The organism is Paraburkholderia phytofirmans, assembly GCF_046028095.1.
Classification (GTDB): domain Bacteria; phylum Pseudomonadota; class Gammaproteobacteria; order Burkholderiales; family Burkholderiaceae; genus Paraburkholderia; species Paraburkholderia phytofirmans_A.
Genome location: NZ_JAQQDJ010000005.1, coordinates 325,350 through 344,908, shown reverse-complemented (window position 1 = coordinate 344,908; position 19,559 = coordinate 325,350). Strand labels below are relative to the sequence as shown.

Annotated in this window: 16 protein-coding genes; 8 read left to right on the top strand and 8 right to left on the bottom strand. The window is 63.4% G+C overall.

Translation table 11 applies throughout. The features are described 5' to 3' along the window. The first annotated feature begins 22 nt into the window (after positions 1–22). Complete coding sequence (locus tag PQR54_RS17345) at positions 23–2,527, top strand: AsmA family protein (protein WP_408247718.1); 2,505 nt, start codon at positions 23–25, stop codon at positions 2,525–2,527. Further along, on the top strand, positions 2,527–2,694 hold the full coding sequence (locus PQR54_RS17340; protein WP_408247716.1) for a hypothetical protein: 168 nt from the start codon (positions 2,527–2,529) through the stop codon (positions 2,692–2,694). The genes PQR54_RS17345 and PQR54_RS17340 overlap by 1 nt, the downstream gene beginning before the upstream one ends. Positions 2,695–2,797: 103 nt before the next feature. Here PQR54_RS17340 and PQR54_RS17335 read toward each other — a convergent pair whose 3' ends face one another. After that, a complete protein-coding gene (locus tag PQR54_RS17335; protein WP_408247714.1) occupies positions 2,798–3,292 on the bottom strand; it encodes a hypothetical protein in 495 nt (164 codons plus the stop codon). Positions 3,293–3,692: 400 nt separating this feature from the next. Between PQR54_RS17335 and PQR54_RS17330 the strand changes: the two genes are divergently transcribed. The 3 genes from PQR54_RS17330 (at position 3,693) to PQR54_RS17320 (ending at position 7,956) form a co-directional block, all read left to right on the top strand. Then, the gene (locus tag PQR54_RS17330) at positions 3,693–5,312 is read left to right on the top strand and encodes a sensor histidine kinase (protein ID WP_408247712.1); all 1,620 of its coding nucleotides are present in this window, start codon (positions 3,693–3,695) and stop codon (positions 5,310–5,312) included. 79 nt (positions 5,313–5,391) lie between these two features. Then, positions 5,392–5,901, top strand: a complete 510-nt coding sequence (locus PQR54_RS17325; RefSeq protein WP_408247710.1) for a response regulator — start codon at positions 5,392–5,394, stop codon at positions 5,899–5,901. Positions 5,902–5,982: 81 nt separating this feature from the next. Continuing rightward, a complete protein-coding gene (locus PQR54_RS17320; RefSeq protein WP_408247708.1) occupies positions 5,983–7,956 on the top strand; it encodes a hybrid sensor histidine kinase/response regulator in 1,974 nt (657 codons plus the stop codon). 107 nt (positions 7,957–8,063) lie between these two features. Here PQR54_RS17320 and mscL read toward each other — a convergent pair whose 3' ends face one another. The 4 genes from mscL to mfd form a co-directional block, all read right to left on the bottom strand. Next, on the bottom strand, positions 8,064–8,510 hold the full coding sequence (gene mscL / locus PQR54_RS17315) for a large conductance mechanosensitive channel protein MscL (protein WP_310812031.1): 447 nt from the start codon (positions 8,508–8,510) through the stop codon (positions 8,064–8,066). An 89-nt stretch (positions 8,511–8,599) separates the two neighbouring features. Beyond that, positions 8,600–9,634: a threonine/serine dehydratase family protein gene (locus PQR54_RS17310; protein WP_408247705.1), complete on the bottom strand. Its 1,035-nt coding sequence runs from the start codon at positions 9,632–9,634 to the stop codon at positions 8,600–8,602. Positions 9,635–9,688: 54 nt separating this feature from the next. Further along, entirely contained in the window at positions 9,689–10,915 is a 1,227-nt protein-coding gene (gene argE, locus PQR54_RS17305) for an acetylornithine deacetylase (protein WP_408247703.1), read from the bottom strand. 155 nt (positions 10,916–11,070) lie between these two features. Continuing rightward, on the bottom strand, positions 11,071–14,553 hold the full coding sequence (gene mfd, locus PQR54_RS17300; protein WP_408247702.1) for a transcription-repair coupling factor: 3,483 nt from the start codon (positions 14,551–14,553) through the stop codon (positions 11,071–11,073). A 121-nt stretch (positions 14,554–14,674) separates the two neighbouring features. Between mfd and ispD the strand changes: the two genes are divergently transcribed. After that, positions 14,675–15,391 carry a 2-C-methyl-D-erythritol 4-phosphate cytidylyltransferase gene (ispD, locus tag PQR54_RS17295; RefSeq protein ID WP_408247701.1) on the top strand — a complete coding sequence of 239 codons (717 nt, stop codon included), beginning with the start codon at positions 14,675–14,677 and terminating at the stop codon, positions 15,389–15,391. 46 nt (positions 15,392–15,437) lie between these two features. After that, entirely contained in the window at positions 15,438–15,917 is a 480-nt protein-coding gene (gene ispF, locus PQR54_RS17290) for a 2-C-methyl-D-erythritol 2,4-cyclodiphosphate synthase (RefSeq protein WP_012432887.1), read from the top strand. Positions 15,918–16,002: 85 nt separating this feature from the next. Here ispF and PQR54_RS17285 read toward each other — a convergent pair whose 3' ends face one another. From PQR54_RS17285 to ompR, 3 genes are all read right to left on the bottom strand, one after another. After that, positions 16,003–16,551, bottom strand: coding sequence for a peroxiredoxin (locus PQR54_RS17285; RefSeq protein WP_408247700.1), 549 nt, complete (start codon positions 16,549–16,551; stop codon positions 16,003–16,005). Positions 16,552–16,712: 161 nt separating this feature from the next. After that, on the bottom strand, positions 16,713–18,062 hold the full coding sequence (locus tag PQR54_RS17280) for an ATP-binding protein (protein ID WP_007182020.1): 1,350 nt from the start codon (positions 18,060–18,062) through the stop codon (positions 16,713–16,715). 44 nt (positions 18,063–18,106) lie between these two features. Next, positions 18,107–18,841 (bottom strand): osmolarity response regulator transcription factor OmpR, encoded by a 735-nt coding sequence (gene ompR, locus PQR54_RS17275; RefSeq protein ID WP_006048917.1) that lies wholly within the window; start codon positions 18,839–18,841, stop codon positions 18,107–18,109. A 229-nt stretch (positions 18,842–19,070) separates the two neighbouring features. On the opposite strand from ompR, the gene PQR54_RS17270 reads away from it, so the two are divergent. Continuing rightward, on the top strand, positions 19,071–19,391 hold the full coding sequence (locus tag PQR54_RS17270) for a hypothetical protein (protein ID WP_408247699.1): 321 nt from the start codon (positions 19,071–19,073) through the stop codon (positions 19,389–19,391). Positions 19,392–19,559 lie beyond the last annotated feature (168 nt).

The following is a 19,559-nucleotide window of genomic DNA, read 5'->3' as shown; positions in this document are numbered from 1 at the left end:
GAAAAATTAGCGGAGCCTCTCAATGGCAGTGTCGAGCACGACTGGACGGCGGATCGGAAAAATCATCGCGTGGCTGCTGGCGATTATCGTCATTCTGATTGTCGCGCTGACTATTTTCATTCTGACCTTCGACTGGAACCGGGCAAGGCCCTATATCAACGACAAGGTCACGCAAGCCATCGGCAGGCCGTTCGCCATCAACGGCGATCTGAAGGTCGGCTGGCGGCATCCGGTCGGCGAAACCGGCTGGCGCGGCTGGGTGCCGTGGCCGCGTTTCTCGGCGGCCAATATCACCGTGGGCAATCCGGACTGGACGAAGCAGCCGCACTTCGCCACGCTCGACGAGATCGACTTCCAGGTCAAGGTGCTGCCGCTGCTCGCGCACGACATCGTGATTCCCACGATCAACCTCGTGAATCCTTCGGTCGACCTCGAGCGCGTGCTCGACGGGCGCAACAACTGGACGTTCAAACTGGCGTCGTCGAGCGGGCCTTCGGAATGGAAGCTCGATCTGCACGATATCGCCTTTGCCAAGGGCAACATTGCGTTGTCCGATCAGCAGAAGAAGGTCGATCTGCAGATGGCGATCGACACGCTCGGCCAGCCGATTCCGATCGGCGAAGCAATGAAACAGCAGGAAGCGGCGTCGCGCAGTTCGTCGGCGCAAACCATCGGCAAGTCGGGCGCGAACAAGCTGACGCAGCAGGCGAATGCGCAAGCGGCGTCGGAGGCTGCGGCGGCGTCCGCGGCGGCGGCTTCGGGCGCGTCGTCGACGGATATCAGCGCGTCGGGTACGACGGCGGCCACGGGCGCCTCGGGCGGCCTGGTCGCGGGCGGCTCGAAGGGTGCGAGCGAGGCGGTCGCTGCAGGCGCGAGCGGGGCGGTCGTGGCCTCCGCGCCGGGTTCGGTTTCGAACGCTTCGACCGCGAGCGAAGCGCAAGCCGGCGCGAAGCAGGAGATTCCGCCGTACGCGATCGGCTGGACGGTCAAAGGGACTTACAACAAGACGCCGGTGTCGGGCAGCGGTAAGGTCGGCGGTGTACTCGCGTTGCAGGACGCGAACCGGCCGTTCCCGGTCCAGGCCGATGTAAAGGCCGGCGATCTGCATGTCGGACTCGTCGGTACGATCACCGATCCGGCGCATCTCGCCGCGGTCGATCTGCGCCTCTGGCTGCAAGGCAACAGCATGGCGCGCCTGTATTCGCTGACGGGCGTGACCTTGCCCGACACGCCGCCGTATGCGACCGAAGGGCGGCTCGTCGGCCAGTTCAAGTCCACCGGCAACGTCTTCAAGTATGAAAACTTTACAGGCCGGGTCGGCGGCAGCGATATCAACGGCTCGCTGACCTACACGGCACGTGAACCGCGTCCGCTGCTGCAGGGCGAACTCGTCTCTCATCTGCTGCAGTTTTCCGATCTGGCGCCCGTGATCGGCGCGGATTCGAACGCCAGCAAGGCCAAGCGCGGCGACGCGACGGCGCAGCCGTCCAACAAGGTGCTGCCCGTCGAGGAATTCCGCACCGACCGCTGGAAGGCGATCGACGCCGACGTGAAGTTCACCGGCCGGCGCATCGTCAAGGACGTGAATCTGCCGATCACCGATCTGTACACACACATCGTGATGACCGCCGGCGTGCTTTCGCTGGAACCGTTGAAGTTCGGCGTGGCCGGCGGCACGCTCGCTTCCGACATTCATCTGGACGGCGGCGCGACGCCGCTCAAGGGCCGCTTCGCGACGTCGGCGCGGCATTTGAAGCTCAAGCAGTTGTTCCCGAACTTCAAGACGATGCAGAACGCGCTCGGCGAAATCAACGGCGACGCCGCACTGACCGCGACGGGCAATTCGCCGGCGGCGCTTGCGGCCACATCGAACGGCGAGGTGAAGGCATTGATCACGGACGGCACGGTGAGCCGTCTGCTGATGGAAGCGGCGGGGCTGAACGTGGCGAACGTCGTCTATGAAAAACTGTTCGGCAATCGCGACGTCAAGATCAACTGCGCGGCCGCCGATTTTGTAGCGACTAACGGCGTACTCGAATCGCGCGTCTTCGCGCTCGATACGGACGACGCCGTGATCAATATCGACGGCAACGTGAATCTGCGTGACGAGTCGATGGACCTCGGCGTGCATCCGCATACCAAGGGATTCCGTGTCTTCTCGCTGCGCTCGCCGCTTTACGTGAAAGGCACCTTCAAGGACCCGCACGTGGGCGTGAATGCGGCCGCGCTGGCGTTGCGCGGCGGCGCGGCGGTCGGCCTCGGCTTGATCAATCCGTTCGCGGCGCTGATTCCGTTACTCGCGCCGAGCAACAACAAGCCGTTGCCCTGCACGCAGATGCTCGAACAGATCCGTCAGGCGCCGACAGCGCCGCCGCCGGGCGTGAAGCAGCAGCCCAAGTCGGCGATTTCTCTGGATGGCGCGCCGGTCAACAAGTCTTCGGGCGGAGCTTCGTCGCCGGCTACGGCGGATAAGAAGAAGCCGGCGGTGATGTCGCCCGCCAGCGCGGCTACTTACAAGGGAAGCTGATGCCTTTCATCCTGCCTTCGGATTGGCTGAGCTGGAGTTTTGGCGGCGGCCTGTCCTTGATCCTTTTGTGGCTGATCAGTGTGCCGCCCGGGCGCGGCCACTTCGACGACGTCATGATGAAAGAAGACAAGGCGAGTGCCGCACGCGCGCGCAGACAGATCACCTGAGATGACAAGTCGAATCAAGGAAAGGTGGTGACGCAACGCCGTCCGACGAACTGTGCGAACAGACGGTGTTGCGAATCTGAAGGTCTACCGTAAAGCCAAAGGTCTACCTGAGCGAGCGCGGCGCGGCGTCTCCGGCAGCATCCTGCCGACGCACCCCGCGACGTGCGCCGCCGACGCGTGTCGCGCCGAATTCCGTCAGGATCTTGCCGCGAGCGCGGCTGGCAAACACCAGAAAGCCGAAGCCGTCTGCCTCATACCAGTAGCCGCCGTTCTCAAGACCATCGAGCGGCTGCTCCAGCGCATTCGTAATGGATTCGATACAGCGACGCCGCAATTCCGCGGGTGCCGGATAGGGCGGTTGCGCGCCACGCACACTGCACAGGAGGACATCGAGCCCCGGCAGCACGTGCGCATAAAGGATCGGCTCGTCTTGCGCGCGAGCACGCGCAATCTTGGTGTCGAGCTGACCGAACGGCTTGAAATGCCGTAGTACCGCGAGGAACGACTCATCGCCGTCCACCTTCGCGCGTCTACGCTTTTTCGGGAAGGACATAAAAATTCGCCTGAAAAAGAATTGCAAGAAACGCAGCGTCCTCATGCGACCACTCCCGGCTTCGCGCGCCGCACGTCGATCTTTTATAGCATACGACAAGGTCGGATTCACGGTGATTCGACAACAACGCCGCCCCACCGCCTCCCGCACGAATCATGCCGAACCGCCTCGCCGCGCGCTTTCGCTTCCCATCCCATCTGGTTCCATCATAGACGCACGAAGCGTCGAAAAATCATCTCATACCAATAAAAAAGTCATTTTTATGTGGGCGGGCGCATCTTGCCGATACGTTGAAATATCTCGAATTCACGTCGATAATGGCCCGTCCGGCTGCACTGCGCCGAGCTCGCCGATGCCACACCGCAAAGTCCCGCCGGCGCGGCGTTGCGTCGCTGGTCATGAGCCGCCGCGGCTTGAGCGACCCTTTGCGACCCTTCGGGCGAACATGAAACTATTCACCAAGGGTCTGCTGCTGATTGCAGTGCCGAGCGCGGTCGAGCTGGCGCTTCTTGGCGTCGTCTTCGATACCCAGGAGCAGACAGCGCAGGCCGCCCAGCAGGTCACCAACAGCAAGCAGATTCTCTATCAGTCGTCGGCCATCATCGATCCGCTGCTGCGCCAGGCGGCGCGCGTCCGCACGGGCATGGTCATCGGCGATGCGTCGCTGCTCGACCGCCATACGGTGTGGGTCGATCTCGGCGACCGGCTGTCGAATCTCGAGGGGCTGGTCGCCGGCACGCCGCATCAGGTCGAGCGCGTGCACAAGATGCAGCGGGCGATCGACGCGTATCGCACGCAGACTGTCGCGAGCTCGCAGGCGCTGCGCGAAGGGCGTCGTCCGACTTCGTTTGCGGCGCTGGAGACTGGCACTTTGCCGCAGCAGATCGCCGTGTTTCGCGATGAGCTCGCGGCGTTCGGCGACGAGGCGTCGCGGCTCGACGCCGAGCGCTCGGCCGCGCTCGCGCAGCGGCGTGACCGTCAGCAGTACGCGCTGATCGGCGCTGTGCTGGGCTCGATGCTGATCTGGGCCGCCACCGCGGTGGTCTTTGCGCGCAGCATCGGCCGACGGTTGGAAGTGCTGACCGAGAACGCCGAGCGTTTGGGCAGCGGGCGCACGCTGGCGCCGGCGCTGTCGGGTAAGGACGAAATTGCCGCGCTCGACGCCGTGCTGCATCAGACTGGTGCGCGCCTGCGTCAGGCGGAAGCCGAGCAGGCCATGCTGAAAACGCGGCTCGAAGCGCGCGCGCGGGAACTGGCGGGCGTCAACGAGGAACTGCGTCAGGAGACGCAGGATAATGAAATGTTCATCTACAGCGTGTCGCACGATCTGCGTTCGCCGCTGGTGAATCTGCAAGGTTTCTCGAAGGAACTGCAGGTCTCGTGCGACGAACTGGACAGCGTCGTCGAGGCGGCAAAATTGCCGGAGGCCGAGCATCGACGCATGACGCATATTCTCAACGGCGAAGTGCGCGAGTCCTTGCAGTATTTGCGCACGGCAGTGACGCGGGCCGCCGCGATTATCGACGCGCTGCTGCGCATCTCACGCGCCGGCCGGCTCGAGTACCAGTGGCAGCGCGTGAGCGTCGGGCGCGTGGTGGGCCGGGTGGTCGATGCGCTGCAGGGCGCGATCGGCCAGCATGCCGCCGTGGTGACCGTGCGCGACTTGCCGCCCGCATGGGGCGACCCCGGCGCGATCGAACAGATTTTCAGCAACCTGATCGGCAACGCGCTGAATTATCTCGACCCGGCACGCAACGGGCGGATCGAAGTCGGCGCACTGGAACCCGAACCGGTCGAGCCGGCCGAGGCGGGCGAGCCGCGCGCGGTCCGCATGCGCACGTATTATGTGCGCGACAACGGCCTCGGCATTCCGGCCGCGTATATGTCGAAAGTGTTCCGGGCGTTTCAGCGCCTGCACGGCGACGTCGCGAACGGCGACGGCATCGGTCTCGCGGTAGTGCGCCGCACGGTGGAGCGGCATGGGGGCCGCGTGTGGGTCGAGTCGGCGGAGGGCGCGGGGTCGACGTTTTTCGTGGTGTTGCCGGAACAGCCCGCGCGTCTTTGAGCTTCGGCAGGCAAACAGGGCGGCGGCGCGGATAATCACAAGCGGCGAGCATCAACCAATCGTTGAGCACGGAGAGCATATGAATCACGGGGAAACGGTCAGCATCGTACTGATCGAAGACGACGACGGCCACGCCACGCTCGTCGAGCGCAATCTGCGCCGTGCCGGCATTTCGAACGGTTTCGTGCGTTTTCGCGACGGCCAGCAGGCACTCGATTATTTCTTCGGCCCGGCGCCGTCACCAGCCGACGCCGACGCGAGTTCCGCAGCCGACCCCGCTCACAGCGCTGTACCCGCACGCGAAGATTTGCTGAATTTCGTCGTGCTGCTCGATCTGAAAATGCCGCGGGTGGACGGCTTCGAAGTCTTGCGGCGCCTGAAAGAATCGCCGCAGACGGCCGCCGTGCCGGTGATCGTCCTGACCACGACCGACGACCCACGCGAAATCGCGCGTTGCTACGAACTCGGCTGCAACGTCTACATCACCAAGCCGGTCGAATACGATGCGTTTATCGAAGCCGTGCGCCGCCTCGGGTTTTTCCTGCAGGTGGTCAAGCTGCCTTCCGGGCATCGTCTCGCGGCGCCTTGATGGAAGGTTCGCATGAAGCCGGCCGAAAGCCGCTCATGACAAGATAGACCACTTGTTGACTTTAGCCAGAGAAGACTCCGCATGACCGAAGAAGTGTCCCCGCAGCCCGCCGCCTACGTGCTGGTCGTCGATGACGACGAAGGCATCCTGCGGCTCGCGCGCAAGTCGCTCGAGCGCGCCGGCTGCCGGGTCGCGATCTGCGCCGGCGTCGAAGCGGCCCGTGACCGGCTCGCGGGCGGCGGTCCCGACCTGCTGGTGCTCGACTATCAGCTCAGCGGGCCCGAGACGGGCCTGGACTTCTTCCGCCGTCTGCGCGCGGAAGGCGTGCGGATTCCCGCCATCCTCGTGACCGGCTTTACCGACGAATCGCGTGTCATCGAGGCGCTGCGCGCGGGCGTGTCCGACGTCGTGCCGAAATCCGGCGATTACCTCGATTACCTGCCCGAAGCCGTCGAACGGGTGCTCTCGCAAGTGCGCCTGCAGCGCGCGTCGGACGAAGCCTTGCTGCTGCGCGATCGCGAGCAGCATTACCGCACCTTGTCGGAGGCGCTGCCGCACCTCGTCATGACCTGCAACGCCACGGGCGACTGCGATTTTCTGTCGAAGCAGTGGTACGACTACACGGGCCTTGCTGAAAGCTGTTCGTACGGTCTTGCCTGGCTCGACGCCGTGCATCCTGACGACCGCGAAGAGATTCGCCGAAGCTGGCTCAAAACAGTGTCAGGCAACGCCGGCGATTACCGGCACGAGTTGCGGATTCGCCGTCACGATGACGAATATCGCTGGTTCGAGTTGCGCGTGGTGGCGATGCGCGACGCCGACGGCAACGTCAGCAAATGGTTCGGCAGTTGCACGGACATTCATTCGCAGCGCGAGGCGGCCGAGGAGCGCGAACGGCTGCTGGCGTCGGAGCAGGCCGCCCGCCAGACCGCCGAAGAAGCCAATCGCGCCAAAGACCGCTTTCTGGCCATGCTGTCGCATGAATTGCGCACGCCGCTCACGCCGGTGCTCGCCGGCGCCAGCGTGCTGGAAATGATTCCGGGTCTGCCCGATCAGGCGCGAGCGAGCGTGCGCATGATCCGCCGCAACGTCGAACTCGAAGCGCGGCTGATCGACGACCTGCTCGATCTCACGCGCGTGGCGAACGGCAAGCTGCGGCTGTCGCTGGAAACCGTCGACGTGCACGACGTGATCGACAGCGTGCTCGAACTGTTTCGCAGCGAGATTCAGGTCAAGCAGCAGGACGTGCACGTTCATAAGGACGCGCAGCATCATTATGTGCTGGCCGATCGCGCGCGGCTGCAGCAAATGCTGTGGAACCTGATTCGCAACGCCGCCAAGTTCACGCCGGACGGCGGCCATATTTATGTACGCACACGCGACGAACGCATGCACGTGCAGATCTCGGTCGAAGATACGGGGATCGGCATCGAGCCGGACCAGATCGGCAAACTCTTCAACGCGTTCGAGCAGGGCAACCAGAACATGACGCGGCAGTTTGGCGGCCTCGGCCTCGGACTCGCGATCACGAAGGCGTTGACCGACGTGCATGGCGGAACGGTGACCGCGCAGAGCCCAGGCGCGCATTGCGGCGCGACCTTCGCGATCACCTTGCCGACCGCTGCGGCGCCGGAGGTGACTTCACCGGTCGTGGTGCCTGACGAAGTGCATTCGGCCGGTCTGCTCAACATCCTGCTGATCGAAGATCATGTGGACACCGCCGAGGTCATGGAGCAGCTGATTCGCAGCCTCGGCCATGAAGTCACGACCGTGGGCCGGGTCGACGACGCGTTGGCCGCGACACAATCGCAGACCTTCGATCTGGTCGTCAGCGACGTAGGGTTGCCAGACGGTACCGGTCTCGACTTTATCAAAGCGTTCCGCGAGCACTCGGACGCACCCGCGGTCGCGCTAACCGGCTTCGGCACCGACGAAGACGTGCGCCGCTGCCTGAGCGCCGGCTTCACTTCGCATCTGACCAAGCCGGTCAACTTTAGCCAGCTCGAGACGATGATCGAAGGCGCGGTGACTCTGAAGGAGCAGCGGGACGCGTGAGCGTGTGGTCCATTGGCGTTGACGCCAGGTAAGCAAAAGGCCTGTTGCGACTTTAATCGCAACAGGCCTTTTATTTATGACCAACTCCGGCTGATACGCCGGACTATTTAACGCGGTGAGTTCTTCAACGAATCGCGGATTTCACGCAGCAGCAGAACATCTTCCGGCGTCGGCGGCGGTTCTGCCGGCGCGGCTTCGGCCGGCTTGCGCAAGTTGTTGATGAACTTGACCATCAGGAAAATGATGAACGCGAGAATCAGGAAGTTGATCAGCACGGTAATGAACGAGCCGTAACCGAACACGGCAACGCCCGCCGTTTGCAAGTCTTTATACGACTCGGGGCTGCCCTTGAAGCTGGGCGGAATAGCGCCGAGGCGAACGAATTTATTGGAGAAATCGAGGCCGCCGGTGGCGAGCCCGACAACCGGCATGATCAGGTCTTTAACAATTGAATTGACGATGGTGGAGAACGCGCCGCCGATAATCACACCGACTGCAAGATCCATCACGTTGCCCTTGAGGGCAAATTCCTTGAATTCCTTGACCATGCTCATAGAGGTTCCTCCCAGAAGTCGATGTTCGAATGATACCAACCTGAGAAGGATAGGCTAGTCTTTTGGCCGGCAACGCGCGGTTTGTTTCTTTATTGAGGAAACTGTGACTCGCTATGCCGCGCGTGTTCGATATGCGCGGCAAATGTGACCGGGTCGGTATTGGTGCCGCACAGCAGAACGCCGACGCGCTTGCCTTGCAACTGTTCGCGCAGCGGGCCGAGCAAACCCGCGGTAGCCGCGGCGCAGGCCGGTTCGACAGCGAGCTTCAGTTGTCCGAACAAGGTCAGCATGGCCGCGCGCAACTGGTCGTCGGATACCGTGACGAGCTGATCGATATGACGGCGGCACAATTCGTAGCTGTATTCTTCGGTGTGCGGCGACATGAGCGAGTCGGCAATGCCGTGCATCTGGCGCATCTTGACCGTGTGATTGGCGGCGAAACTCTTGCCCATCACGTCCGCGCCTTCGGGTTCCACGCCATACACATGCACGTTCGGATTCGCGAGCCGCATGGCGGTCGCGACACCCGCAGCGAGGCCGCCGCCGCCGATCGGCACGATCACCGCTTCGAGATCCGGCGTTTGCGTGGCCCATTCGTAGCCGAGCGTGGCTGAACCCAGCACCGTGCGATAGCCGTTGAACGGATGCACGAAATAGCGGCCTTCTTCGGCCTCGATCCGGCGCACCAGTTCGAATGCTTCGGCAATGTCCTGCGCGAACGCGATCTCGGCGCGATATTGCCGGCACAGCGCCACGCGCGCCGGATTGGCCGCGCGAAACAGCACGACCTTGGCGCTGATGCCCAGACGCATGGCCGCATACGCGACCGCCACCGCATGATTGCCGCCCGACACGCAAGTGACGCCCGCGCTGCGCTGCGCTTCGTCGAGTGCGAGCAGGTTGGTGAACGCGCCGCGCGCCTTGAAGCTGCCACCCGCCTGCAACAGCTCGAACTTGAAGTTCACCACCGTGCCTTCCAGCGACGGAAAGTCCACCCGGTCGAACACCGGCGTTCGCGCCACCCACGGCGTCAACGCAAAGTGCTGTGCGGCGATGTCGTCGAGCGTGGGGATCGGCTCGCCGTCGATCGTATGGTCGGTGTGTTGCGGCGTGGCGGTGGACATGGCGTGGGCGTGCTTGGGTCGGTATGGGTAAGACTCTTTCTACATCTGCCAGTTTCAGTGCGCGTGCGCGTCGACCGACATGCTGTGAATGAATTTCTGCAGGAAGCGCTCGCACGCCACCAGTTGATCCAGCTCGACGAATTCGTTGGGCTTGTGCGCCTGCTGAATGTCGCCGGGGCCGCAGACGATGCTCGGAATGCCCGCCAGCGAGAACAGGCCGGCTTCCGTGCCGTAGGCAACCTTGCGCTTGTCCTGGTCGGCGGTCAACGCGCGCACCAGTTGCGTGATGGCAGCTTGTTCAGACGAATCCAGTCCGGGTGCCGCGGCGATCTTGGTGATCTCGATGGCCGCCGATGGATGCTCGCGCAACATTTTTGGCAGCAGCGTTTCACGCGCGTATTGATCGATACGCGCGAAGATCGGTTCGGGATCGAGCGTGGGCAGGTTGCGGAATTCGAACTGGAACTTGCATTCGGCCGGCACGGTATTGATTGCGTTGCCGCCGATGATCGTGCTGGTCTGCGCGGTAGTGAAGGGCACGTCGTACAGTTCGTCGAAAGGACCCTGCTCGCGGAATTGATCGGCCATATCGCGGATGTAGCAGATCAGACGCGCGGCGTATTCGATCGCGTTCAAACCCTTCGGCGTCAGCGACGAATGCGCCGCCTGACCGCGCACGCAGCACTGGTAGGCATTGATGCCTTTGTGCGCCACGATAGGCCGCATGCTGGTCGGTTCGCCGACGATGCAGCCGTCCGGTTTCACGCCGCGCTTCATCAGGTCGGCGATCAGGAGCGGCGCGCCGGCGCAGCCCACTTCCTCGTCGAAGGAGAGTGCAAAGTGAATCGGCTTGGCGAGTTTGGTGCGTTGCATCTCCGGCACGAGCGTCAGCGCCGCGCCGATGAAGCCTTTCATGTCGCAGGTGCCGCGGCCGTACAGCTTGTCGCCGCGAATCTCCGGCTTGAACGGATCGCTGTCCCATTGCTGGCCATCCACGGGCACGACGTCGGTGTGGCCCGACAGCACCACGCCGCCGTTCGTTTCGCCGTTGTGCGCGGGAATCGTCGCGAACAGGTTGGCCCATTTGCCGCTTTCGTCGTGCGTGAGCGTGGCCTCGACGCCGACCGCACGCAATTCGTCGCGCACGGTTTCGATCAGGCCGAGATTCGGATTGCGGCTGACCGTGTCCATCGACACGAGACGGGTGACCCACGGGAGCGAAGCGGGAGAAGACGAGGTGGACTGCGGCGTGGACTGCGCTGTTTCAGCGACATGAGACATGACAAGACTCCGGCATTTGAGTCTTTCGATCATACCCAAAAAAAAGACGCCCGTATGCTGCGGTGCGCGTTTGCGCACCGCAGCATGAACGGAAAAAACGCTGGACGTACCCCGGTTTTCGACGCTGCGCCAGCGCAGCCGCGCATGCCGCGAACTTATCGCGCGGCTGCGCTAGCCGCCGTGCCGCGACTCGGCGTGCCGAGCGCGCGTAAGGTTTCCTTGACCGTCGCGACACGCACCGCCAGATCGGGGCTGCGCGTTTCGATGCGCAGCTTGTCCTGGCCCGCGAGCTTGATGTGCTTGTGTTTCTGCACCATCTCGATGATCCGCATCGCGTCGATCGGCGGGTTGGGGATGAACTGCAAGCCGATCACCGCTTCGCCTGCGTCGATCTTCGAAATGCCCAGCGGCTTCGCCGCCAGCCGCAGACGATGCGTCTCCACCAGCGCCTGCGCCTGCGGCGGCAACTTGCCGAAGCGGTCGATCAGTTCTTCCTGAATGCTGTCGATCGAATCGTTGTGTTCGCAATTAGCCAGCCGTTTGTAGAGCGACAGACGCTCCTGCACATCGCCGCAATAGTCGGCGGGGAGAATCGCCGGCGCGTGCAGGTTGATCTCGGTGGTCGCGGCGAGCGGCGCGGTGAGGTCCGGCTCCTTGCCCTCCTTGAGCGCCTTCACCGCGTCGTTCAGCATGTCGGTGTAGAGCTGGAAGCCGATTTCGTGAATCTCGCCGGATTGTTTATCGCCGAGCACTTCGCCCGTGCCGCGAATCTCGAGGTCGTGCATGGCCAGATAGAAGCCCGAGCCGAGTTCTTCCATCTGCTGGATCGCTTCGAGGCGGCGTTGCGCCTGTTTGGTCAGCCCTTGCGGATCGTGCACCAGCAGATACGAATACGCCTGGTGATGCGAGCGGCCCACACGGCCACGCAACTGATGCAATTGCGCGAGGCCGAACTTGTCGGCGCGATGAATCAGGATCGTATTGGCGCTCGGCACGTCGATGCCGGTTTCGATAATCGTCGTGCACAACAACACGTTGGCGCGTTGCGCGACGAAGTCGCGCATCACGCGTTCGAGTTCGCGTTCATGCATCTGTCCGTGCGCGACCGCGATGCGCGCTTCGGGCACCAACGCTTCGAGCATTTGCCGGCGATTTTCGATCGTCTCGACCTCGTTGTGCAGGAAGTAGACCTGGCCGCCGCGCTTCAACTCGCGCAGCATGGCTTCGCGAATCACGCTGTCTTCCTCGCGGCGCACGAAGGTCTTGATCGCGAGGCGCTTTTGCGGCGCGGTGGCGATCACCGAGAAATCGCGCAGCCCTTCGAGCGCCATGCCGAGCGTACGCGGGATCGGCGTGGCGGTCAGCGTGAGCACGTCCACTTCGGCGCGCAAGGCCTTCAGAGCCTCTTTCTGACGCACGCCGAAACGGTGTTCCTCGTCGATGATTACGAGGCCCAGCCGCTTGAACTGCACATCTGACGAGAGCAGTTTGTGCGTGCCGATCACGATATCGACCGTGCCTTCGTTGATCTGCTGGATCGCCGCGCTCACCTCTTTGGTGGATTTGAAGCGCGACAGTTCGGCGATCCGCACCGGCCAGTCGGAGAAGCGGTCGCTGAAGGTTTGCGTGTGCTGCTCGGCGAGCAGCGTGGTGGGCGAGAGCAGGGCGACCTGTTTGCCGCCCATCACCGCGATGAACGCCGCACGCAGTGCGACTTCCGTTTTGCCGAAGCCGACGTCGCCGCACACGAGGCGATCCATCGGTTTGCCGCTCGTCATGTCGCCGATCACGGCCGCGATCGCCGCGGCCTGGTCCGGCGTTTCCTCGAAACCGAAGCTCTCCGCGAACTTCACGTAATCCTTCGGTTCGAGCGCGAACGCGTGACCTTGGCGCAGCGCGCGGCGAGCATACAGGTTCAGCAACTCGGCGGCGGTATCGCGAATCTGTTGCGCGGCCTTGCGCTTGGCTTTTTCCCACTGGCCGGAGCCGAGCGAGTGCAGCGGCGCGCTTTCCGGATCGGCACCGCTATAGCGCGAGATCACGTGCAGTTGCGCGACGGGCACATAGAGCTTGCTGTCGCCCGCGTATTCGAGGTGCAGGAACTCGGTCTCGCCCTCGCCGAGATCCATGGTGACGAGTCCCATGTAGCGGCCGATGCCATGCTGCGAATGCACGACCGGATCGCCCACCTTGAGCTCGGACAGATCGCGCACCATCGAATCGACGTTGCTCGCCTGTTCCTGGCGGCGGCGCCCCGCGCGACGCGCGAGCGGACCATACAGCTCGGTCTCGGTGATGATCGCGATGCCGTCGACCGGCACGGCGAAACCGTTGGCGAGCGGCGAGACGCCCAATGAAAAGCGCTCGTTGCTCGTGAGCCAGTCCTGGAAGCTGTCGGTCGAGACCGGTCGCAGATGATTGTCGGCGAGCAGTTGCAACAGCGTTTCGCGGCGGCCTGCTGACTCCGTGGCGAACAGCACGCGGTTCGGCGTGGTCTCGAGATACGCGCGCAAGGCCGCGACGGGATCTTCCGCATGACGGTCGATCGCGAGATTCGGCAACGGCGTCGACCAGCCGCCGCCGGCGTTCGCAGGCAGCGAGAGCCGCGCGAAGGGCTTCGCGAGCGTGAAGAAATCCTCGTCCGACAGGAACAGACGCTGCGGCTCCAGAATCGGCCGGTCGCGGTCGTGCGAGAGGAAGTTGTAGCGCTGCTTCGTGTCGTTGGTGAAGCGCCGGATCGCCGCGTCGAGATCGCCGACGAACGCCAGTTGCGCACCTTCGGGCAGATAGTGGAACAGCGTGGCCGTGTCTTCGAAGAACAGCGGCAGATAGTATTCGATCCCCGCCGACGGCACGCCGTTGCCGATGTCCTTGTAGATCGACGCGCGGCTCGGATCGCCCTCGAAGGTCTCGCGCCAGCGGCTGCGGAAGGCGGTGCGGGCGGCTTCGTCGAACGGAAATTCGCGGCCGGGCAGCAGGCGCACGTCTTTCACCGGATAGAGACTGCGCTGCGTGTCCGGGTCGAACGCGCGGATCGAGTCGACCTGATCGTCGAACAGGTCGATCCGGTACGGCAAGGGCGAGCCCATCGGATAGAGATCGAGCAGCGAGCCGCGCACGCAGTATTCGCCCGGACGCACCACCTGACTCACGTGTTCGTAGCCGGCCAGCGTCAACTGGGCCTTGATTCGAGCCTCGTCGAGCCGCTCGCCTTGTGAGAACGAGAACGTGTAGGCCGCAAGGAACGAGGCCGGCGGCATGCGGTACAGCGCCGTGGTGGCGGGCACCAGCAGAATGTCGCAGCGGCCTTCGCCGAGATCGTGCAGCGTGGCGAGCCGTTCCGAGACCAGATCCTGATGCGGCGAAAAGGTATCGTAAGGAAGCGTTTCCCAATCCGGCAGCAGACGCACGCGCGCCTCGGGCGCGAAAAAGCCGATTTCCTGCGCCAGACGCTGCGCATCGACGGCGCTTTCGCACACGACCGCGAGCAGCGGCACCTTCTCGCGATAAGCGAGATGGTAGCGGGCGATCAGCAGCGCGTCGGACGAGCCGTGCGTGCCGTCGAAGGCGAAACGCTGGCCGGCCTTGACGAGCGCGACGGGCGGGGAGTACTGCGATGATGCGGCGATGTCTGGCATAGAAGAGAAAAAGCGGCCTCAGGCTCACACGTGAGCGGCAAGTTTACGCGTGTCGGGGCGTGGATGCGAAGGACCTATTATAAAATCCGTCCTTTACTTTGACTTCGCGGCATCCGCACTCGTGACTTCCCGTCTATTTGCCCTGATTCCGTGCGCTGGCACCGGCAGCCGTTCCGGCGCCGCGATGCCCAAACAATATCGCACTGTCGCCGGCCGCGACATGTTGCATTACTCGCTGGCGGCGTTCGACGCCTGCAGCGAGTTTGCGCAAACCCTTGTCGTGATTGCTCCGGACGACGCTCACTTCGACGGCCGCCGCTTCGGCGGCTTGCGTTTCGCCGTGCGCCGCAGCGGCGGGGGCTCGCGCCAGGCCTCCGTGCTCAACGGCCTGCACGCGCTCGTCGAGTTCGGCGCGCATGACGACGACTGGGTGCTGGTGCACGACGCGGCGCGCCCCGGCATCACGCCCGCGCTGATCCGCACGCTGATCGGCGCGCTGAAGGACGACCCGGTGGGCGGCATCATGGCCTTGCCCGTGGCGGACACGCTGAAGCGGATCGATGCGAATTCGTCCGATGGCCGGATCGCCCGCACCGAGGCGCGCGACGGCTTGTGGCAGGCGCAGACGCCGCAGATGTTCCGCATCGGCATGCTGCGCGAGGCGATCCTGCGCGCGCAGGCCGACGGTCACGACCTGACGGACGAAGCGAGCGCGATCGAGTGGCTGGGTCATGCGCCGAAGCTGGTGCAGGGCAGCTTGCGCAACTTCAAGGTGACGTATCCGGAAGACTTCGATCTGGCCGAGGCGATTCTGAGCCGGCCGGCGGCTGCGTCCTGACTGGACGATTTCAATTTTAATTAGCGGGCTTGAGGACTTGACGCATATGGATTTCAGAATTGGGCAAGGGTATGACGTGCATGCGCTGGTGCCGGGACGTCCGTTGATTATCGGCGGCGTGACGATTCCCTATGAGCGCGGCCTGCTCGGCCATTCGGACGCGGACGTGCTGCTGCATGCTATTACCGACGCCATTTTCGGCGCCGCCGCGATGGGCGATATCGGCCGGCATTTCTCCGATACCGATGCGAAGTTCGCCGGCGCGGACAGCCGCGTGTTGCTGCGTGAGTGTTTCGCGCGCGTGAAAGCGGCGGGTTTTTCCATCGCCAATGTGGATAGCAGCGTGGTGGCGCAGGCGCCGAAGCTCGCGCCGCATATCGAGGGCATGCGCGCCAATATCGCCGCCGATCTCGGACTGCCGGTCGAGCGCGTCAATGTCAAAGCCAAGACCAATGAAAAGCTCGGCTATCTCGGCCGAGGCGAGGGTATTGAAGCTCAGGCTGCGGTTCTGCTGATCAAGAACTGAGCCTGGTTTTACAAGACGCGCACAGCGGCGAGAGTTTCGTCGCGCTGCGCGCATTCAAGCCAGGCGGCTCTGGTTGGAGCACCGCTCAGAGCGTGGCGCCGCCGACCGGGCGGTTGCAAGCGCACAGTTCGTCCGTTTGCAGGCCGTCCAGAATCCGCAGCACTTCTTCCGGATTGCGGCCCACGTTCAGGTTGTTCACCGACACATGCTGGATCGTGTTGTCCGGATCGATGATGAAGGTGGCGCGCAACGCGACACCCGCTTCCTGGTCACGCACGCCGAGCTGGTCGATCAGTTCGCCCTTCACGTCGCCGAAGGCATAGTGATTCAGCTTGTTCAGGTCCTTGTGTTCGCGGCGCCATGCCAGCTTAACGAATTCGTTGTCGACGCTGCCGCCCATCAACACCGCGTCGCGCTCTTCGAAATCCCTGGCCAGCTTGCCGAACTCGACGATCTCCGTCGGACACAAGAACGAGAAATCCTTCGGGTAGAAGTAGATGATCTTCCATTTGCCCGGAAACGACTGCTCCGTGATCTCTTCGAATGCCGACATGCCGTTCTCTTCATGATGGTTGAAGCCCGGCTTCGCGGCAGTGACGGTGAACGCTTCAACTTTATCGCCGACAGTTTTCATGAGAGTGCTCCTTCGTGCGTCGGAAAAACAGCATGGTTAAAGCGACCAACTCGTCGCAACGAACGCGTTACACGTTATCTGCCTCGCCTCTATTGGGTGATTCGGTCGATAGTGGTTGACCCGGCAAAACGCGCACGAAAGGCGGATGATGCCCGTTCCGCTCAGACGCCCTTGGCCAGCGGAAATTCGATGGTGACCTCGAGACCCGGTCCAGGCGTGCGATTGCGCAGGCGCAGCGCGCCGCGGTAACGGCCCACGAGGCGCTGGACGATGGCCATGCCAAGGCCCGTGCCGTTTGCCTGAGTGCGCGCCGAATTCACACGATAGAACGGCCGCGTGACGAGCGCCAACTGGTCTTCCGGAATGCCGGGGCCTTCGTCGACCACCGAGAGCTCGACCCGCGAGTGCGACACCCGCGTTTCCAGAATCACGTGCGGAATGCCGTCGCCGTCGCTCAGGCCATATTTGCGCGCGTTTTCCAGCAGATTGCCGACTACCCGGCGCATGTCGGTTTCGTCGGCCTCGATCACCGCCGACGGCGCGAGCCGCGTGATCAGGCGCATGCTGTCTTCGCTCTGCATGCGCGCGGCCAACTCGCCCGCGATCACGGACAGGTCGACAGGCTCCGGCACGCGCTGCACCGGCCGCGCGTAATCGAGGAACCGGCCGATGATCATGTCCATCTGCTCGATGTCGTCGACCATCGCGTCTTTGGTGGCCTGGTCCGACGGGCTCATTTCGGTTTCGAGCCGCAGCCGCGCGAGCGGAGTGCGCAGGTCGTGCGAGATGCCGGCAAGCATCAGCGCGCGGTCGGCCTCGAGCTGTTCGAGGTCCTGCACCATCTGGTTGAAACTGCGATTGGTTTCCGCGGCCACGCCCATGCCGCGCTCGGGCAGCGGCTCGGGCGACTGGCCTGAGCCGACCTTGCGCGCGGCCATGGCGAGGCGCGCGAACGGACGGTTCACGAGGCTCGTGATGAAGGCCGCGCCGAACAGCGAGAGCGCCAGCGCGAACACGCCCCAGCCGGCCCATTGCAAACCGGTGGCGTTGTCGAGCTGATCGCGGTCGAGCGCGACCCAGTAATCGTCGTCGTCGATCTTGAAGCTGATCCACACGCCGGGGATGTCGTTCACGCTCTGGGCAATCACGGTGTCGTCGCCGAGGCGGCCGCGAATGTCGTGTTCGATCAGCCGGTTCAGCGACTCGTCGGGCTGAAGCTTGTACTTGTCGGTGGTTTCGCGCGGGTACACGCGCACCCCTTCATTGCTTTCCAGATCCTGCAGCAAGGCGCGCCGCAGGTCGGGATCGGAATAGAGGAGTGCGGTGCGCGTGAGCTTGACGATAGCGACGAGCTGCAACGCCACGCGCTGCGCGCGCGGCTCGCGTTCGATCACCCGGAAGCTCTGGAACCACGCGGCGAGACTGACTGCGATCAACAGCGCGATCAACAGAAAGGTCCGCCAGAAAAGGCCGCCGAACGCGAGCGTCAGGAGGCGCCGGTCGATCCGCATGGGCCCTTCTTATCTGAAATCAAAAACTGGAGGTGAGAACAAACTCAGGCTGCACCGTCGGGGATGAACACGTAGCCCAGACCCCAGACGGTCTGGATGAAACGCGGGCTGCCCGGATCGGGTTCGATCAGCTTGCGCAGACGCGAGATCTGCACGTCCAGACTGCGGTCGAACACTTCGTACTCACGGCCGCGTGCGAGCTCCATCAGCTTTTCACGCGACAGCGGCTGGCGCGGATGGCGCGCGAACACCTTGAGCACCGAGAACTCGCCCGTGGTCAGCGGAATTTCCTGGCCGGCCTTGGTGAGCGTGCGGGTGGCGAGATTCAACGCGAACTCGCCGAACTCGAACACCTCGGTGGTTTCGGACGGCGCGCCCGGCAACTCCGACGGCGACTGGCGGCGCAGCACCGCGTGGATGCGCGCGACCAGCTCGCGCGGGTTGAACGGTTTGGGCAGATAGTCGTCGGCGCCCATTTCCAGGCCGACGATCCGGTCGACGTCTTCACCCTTGGCCGTCAGCATGATGATCGGCGTACGGTCGTTGCTGCCGCGCAGGCGGCGGCAGATCGACAGACCGTCTTCGCCCGGCAGCATCAGATCGAGCACCAGCAGATCGAAGCGCTCACGCACCCAGAGCTTGTTCATGGACGGCGCGTTCTCGGCGACATAGACGTTGAAGCCCTGTTCACCGAGGTAGCGGCGCAGCAGGTCGCGCAGGCGCGGATCGTCATCGACGACGAGGATTTTCGAGGGGTTTTTGGTTTCCATGGTCGGCATCTTAGCGCGATTAGAAAGTGGTGCGCGTTTGCATCATTTAACGGGTTACAGTCAGTTACAAAATTTACCCGCACTGTGGCACGACGTAAAGCGGGGGCAGGTAGACTCCTTTACTGAATGCGGCTGTTCGGTGGATACTTCACACGACTAAAACTCTCGCACCCGGCTCGTTACCGGGGTTTGTATACGCATTTGAGGTAGCCGGTTGCCGCGCCACGAAGGGAACAACATGAAGGGAGGGGTTTGGCCGAATGTGCGCCTAAGCGTGATTGCACTGGCGGTAGCCGGTACGCTTGCAGGCTCACTAGGACCAACGCTCGCCCATGCCCAGCCTTCCGCCGACAGAGCTGCGAGCGAGCGCGCGCCCAGGCAGGGCAAGGCCAACCGCCGCGACCCGAACACCGACCGCCCCGCATCAGACGTCATGTTGCGCACCGCAGTTCCCCCCGATCTTGATCAACGTCGTCGCGATGGTCATATGACGCCCGACGAACGGCGTCTGTTGCGGCAGCATATTGAAGACGCTGTCCGCGAGCTCTATAAGAGGTAGCTATTATCGTGCCAGCCCTTGGCACGTGTTTCACGTTTCTGCTCTGCGTGAAAGATTTCGTTGCACTTCCCCCGTCAACTTCCCTGTTCAGCCTGCCGTTGAGTCGTCAGAGCGAAGTGCGCTATACCTCGCTGCACGCGCCAACGCCCCTTCCATGACATCCCGGCA